Origin of the sequence: Actinomyces sp. MRS3W (assembly GCF_032465695.1) — a bacterium.
GTDB lineage: Bacteria > Actinomycetota > Actinomycetes > Actinomycetales > Actinomycetaceae > Actinomyces.
Window position 1 is genome coordinate 1 of sequence record NZ_JAWDJJ010000002.1, and the last position, 3,867, is coordinate 3,867.

Annotated in this window: 4 protein-coding genes and 1 pseudogene; all 5 read left to right on the top strand. The window is 69.9% G+C overall.

What is annotated here, in order from left to right; all coding sequences use genetic code 11:
- Nucleotides 1-274: guanylate kinase (locus RWX45_RS00015; protein ID WP_410050653.1), on the top strand; the 274-nt coding region annotated here is incomplete at its 5' end.
- A 96-nt stretch (nucleotides 275-370) separates the two neighbouring features.
- Nucleotides 371-775, top strand: a complete 405-nt coding sequence (rpoZ, locus tag RWX45_RS00020; RefSeq protein ID WP_316021752.1) for a DNA-directed RNA polymerase subunit omega — start codon at nucleotides 371-373, stop codon at nucleotides 773-775.
- Nucleotides 776-797: 22 nt separating this feature from the next.
- Nucleotides 798-2,093, top strand: coding sequence for a bifunctional phosphopantothenoylcysteine decarboxylase/phosphopantothenate--cysteine ligase CoaBC (gene coaBC / locus RWX45_RS00025; RefSeq protein ID WP_316021753.1), 1,296 nt, complete (start codon nucleotides 798-800; stop codon nucleotides 2,091-2,093).
- Nucleotides 2,094-2,133: 40 nt separating this feature from the next.
- Nucleotides 2,134-3,339 (top strand): methionine adenosyltransferase, encoded by a 1,206-nt coding sequence (gene metK / locus RWX45_RS00030; RefSeq protein WP_316021754.1) that lies wholly within the window; start codon nucleotides 2,134-2,136, stop codon nucleotides 3,337-3,339.
- Between the two features lie 31 nt (nucleotides 3,340-3,370).
- Nucleotides 3,371-3,867: pseudogene (locus RWX45_RS00035) on the top strand (primosomal protein N'); the annotation flags it as partial.

Consider the following 3,867-nt stretch of genomic DNA (forward strand, 5'->3'; position numbering starts at 1 on the left):
CCCGGCACTGCTCGAAATCGACCTGGCCGGAGCACGCCAAGTCCGCGCCGCCATGCCCGAGGCACAGCTCATCTTCATCGCCCCACCCAGCTGGGAGGAACTCGTGTCCAGGTTGACCGGCCGCGGCACCGAGACCGTCGACGAGTGCCGGCGTCGTCTCGCTACCGCCCGGGTGGAAATGGATGCCGCCCATGAATTCGACCGCACCATCGTCAACGACTCCGTGGCACGTGCCACGGATGAGCTAGAGGACGTTCTCGGCCTGAGCGACTAAACTATGGTGGTTGCGGGTGTCGCGACTGCCGCACTGGAACGATCCTGCACCCGACAAGACCGACGCAAGTACAGGAACACATTGGGAGACAAGCACATGCTCGGAACCTCCGCCAACCCCGAGGGAATCACCAACCCTCCCATTGACGACCTCCTGGAGAAGGTCGACTCCAAGTACGGGCTGGTGGTGGAGGCCGCCAAGCGCGCCCGTCAGATCAACAGCTACACCCAGCAGCTGGAAGACAACCAGTTCGAATACTTCGGCCCGCTGGTCGAAGCCGGCACGGAGGAAAAGGCTCTGGGCGTCGCCCTGCGCGAAATTGCCGAGGACAAGCTCCAGGTCATTCCGGGTGAGGAAGCCCGTGCCCGCCGCGCCGAGGCCGAGGAGGCGCGCCGCGCCGCCGAGGCGGACATGTTCTCCGACATCTCCCTCGACGCCCCGCTCGAGCCGGGCGACGAGGAGCCCGGCACCGCCACCGGTCTGGATGACATCCAGTTCTGATGGTGCCGACCGGCCGCTGATCGTGACTGCTTCAAGCAACCGCGCCCGGGACGTTTCCGCGTTCCGGGCGCGCCGCATTGTTGTGGGCGTATCCGGCTCCATCGCCGCTTACAAGGCTCCCACCATCATCCGCCTGTTGCGCGGGGCCGGGCATGAAGTCCGTACCGTACCCACTCAGGCTGCACTGCGATTCATCGGCGCTCCGGCACTCGCCGCCGTCTCTGGCTCGCCGGTGCAGACCGGGGTGTTCGACGACCCCGCTGCGGTTGAGCACGTCGCCATGGGGGAGTGGGCCGAACTCGTGCTGGTGGCCCCCGCTTCGGCGGACCTGCTGGCCCGGGCCGCCGCTGGGCGAGCCGACGATCTGCTGACCGCTACCCTGCTGACGACCACCGCCCCGGCGATCATGGCCCCGGCCATGCACACCCAGATGTGGAACCACCCCGCCACCCGCGAGAATGTCGCCACCCTGCGCCGCCGCGGCGTCACCATCATCGAACCCGACCGGGGAGCACTGACCGGGTCCGGCTACGGCACCGGGCGCCTGCCCGAGCCCGAAAGAATTGTGGCGCGTGCCTTGAGCATCCTGGACGGGACGCCCCAAACCCTGTCCGGACAGCACGTCGTCGTCTCCGCCGGCGGCACCCGCGAGCCCCTGGACCCGGTGCGCTACCTCGGCAACCGCTCCTCCGGCCGGCAGGGCTGCGCCATCGCCCGTGCCGCGGCCGCCCGCGGAGCCCGGGTCACGCTCGTTTCCGCCCATGTGGACTCCACGGTGCTGGCCGAGCTGCCACCATCCATCCAGGTCATTCCGGTCACCACCGCCCTGGAACTGCGCGACGCCGTGCGTGACGCCGCGCGCGACGCCGACGCGGTTGTCATGGCCGCCGCAGTGGCGGATTTCCGTCCCGCCGCCGTATCGGCTTCCAAGCTCAAGAAGCACGCGCCCGGCGCGCCCACCACACAGGCTGACAGCGCCGGGCCCGTGCTGGCGCTGGTGGAGAACCCCGACGTGCTGGCCGGCCTGGTCACCGACCCGCCGCGCACCGACGGCGCGCGCACGCTCGTGGTCGGCTTTGCCGCCGAAACCGGCGACGCCGACGGCGACGTGCTTACCCACGGCGCCGCCAAGGCACGCCGCAAGGGGGCCGACCTCCTGGCGGTCAACGCCGTCGGGGGCGGGCGCGGCTTCGGCGACGTGCCCAACGCCATCGTCGTGCTGGACGCCTCCGGGCACGAGGTCGCTCGCGCCCATGGCTCCAAACAGGACGTTGCCGACGCACTGGTTGAGCTCATCGCCGCCCGCCTCGCCCACTGAGAGCGACCCCGCCCACCCACACACAAGGACCACAGCGCATATGCCATCGAACTCCCTCCGCCTGTTCACCTCCGAATCCGTCACCGAGGGGCATCCGGACAAGATCTGCGACCGGATTTCCGACGCGATTCTCGACGCGATCCTCACCCAGGACCCCGCCGCACACGTCGCCGTCGAGACGTTGATGACCACCGGCCTCGTCCACGTGGCCGGTGAGGTGACCACAAGCGCGTATGTGGAGATCCCGCAGATCGTGCGCGACGAGATCGTCTCCATCGGCTACACCTCCTCCGACGTCTGCTTCGATGGACGCTCCTGCGGCGTGTCCATCTCCATCGGCCAGCAATCCCCGGATATCGCCGCCGGCGTGGACAAGGCCCTCCAGGTGCGCGACGACGGCGCCGACTTAGATCCCCTGGACTTCCAGGGGGCCGGCGACCAGGGCCTCATGTTCGGCTACGCCTGCACGGACACGCTTGAGCTCATGCCGCTGCCGATTCACCTGGCGCACCGCCTGGCCGAACGGCTGACCCGCGTGCGCAAGGAAGGGATCGTCACGGGCCTGCGCCCCGACGGCAAGACCCAGGTCACCATCGGCTACGACGGGGACACCCCGGTGTCCCTGGCCGGAGTGGTTATCTCCGCTCAGCACGATCCCGACCGCACCCGGGCCGCTCTCACCGACGCCCTCACCGAGGAGGTGATCCGCCCGGTGCTGGAGGCGGAGGAGGCCAAGGGCCTCAAGCTGGCGACCGGCGACGCCGAGATCCTCATCAACCCCTCGGGCCAGTTCGTCATTGGCGGGCCGGCCGGGGACGCCGGCCTGACCGGACGCAAGATCATTGTCGACACCTACGGCGGCATGGCCCGCCACGGCGGTGGCGCCTTCTCCGGCAAGGACCCCTCCAAGGTTGACCGCTCCGGCACCTACGCCATGCGCTGGGTGGCCAAGAACGTCGTAGCCGCCGGTCTGGCCGACCGCTGCGAGGTCCAGATCGCCTACGCCATCGGCTCGGCCCGTCCGGTCGGCCTGTACGTGGAAACCTTCGGCACCGAGAAAGTGCCGGTGGCGCGCATCACCCACGCCATCGAGGAGGTCTTCGACCTGCGTCCCGCCGCGATTGTGCGCGACCTGGACCTGCTGCGCCCGATCTACCGCAGCACCAGCGCCTACGGGCACTTCGGCCGCCCCGGATTCACCTGGGAGCAGACCGACCGCGCCGCCGCACTACGCGCTGCCTGCTGAACCGGCGGCAACGGAGGAGGGGACTGAAGCGGTGAGGGACGGTGCGCACAGGGACGGCCCGGAAGCCGACACCGCTGCCGTCCCAGGGACCGCCGGCCAGCAGGGTGCGCTCTTAGACCTGCCCGCAGCGGCCGAGCGCCGAGTGACCGAACCGGGGGTCAGCCACCCGGTGGCCCGCATTCTGCTGGAGACCGCCGTGCCGCACCTCGACCGTCTCTTCGACTACCTGGTGCCACCCGAGCTCGACGTCGCCGCCGGAGTCGGTACACGCGTCGTCGTCCGCTTCGGGGCACAGGACCTGCACGGCTGGATCTGGGAGCGCGCCGCCACCACCACCCACCCGGGTCGGCTTGCCCCCATCCGCCGGGTCGTCTCCGACCTTCCCGTCCTCTCTGTCGACACCATGCGCCTGGTTGAAGCGGTTGCGGCGCGCACAGCGGGCACCCGCTCCGACGTCGTCCGTCTGGCCGTGCCCGCCCGGCACGCCACCACCGAACGCGCCGAACGCGACCGTCCCATCCCCACCCC

Coding starts and splice junctions, on each gene's coding strand:
- rpoZ (WP_316021752.1), top strand. CDS start 371: ATGCTCGGAACCTCCGCCAACCCCGAGGGAATCACCAACCCTCCCATT.
- metK (WP_316021754.1), top strand. CDS start 2,134: ATGCCATCGAACTCCCTCCGCCTGTTCACCTCCGAATCCGTCACCGAG.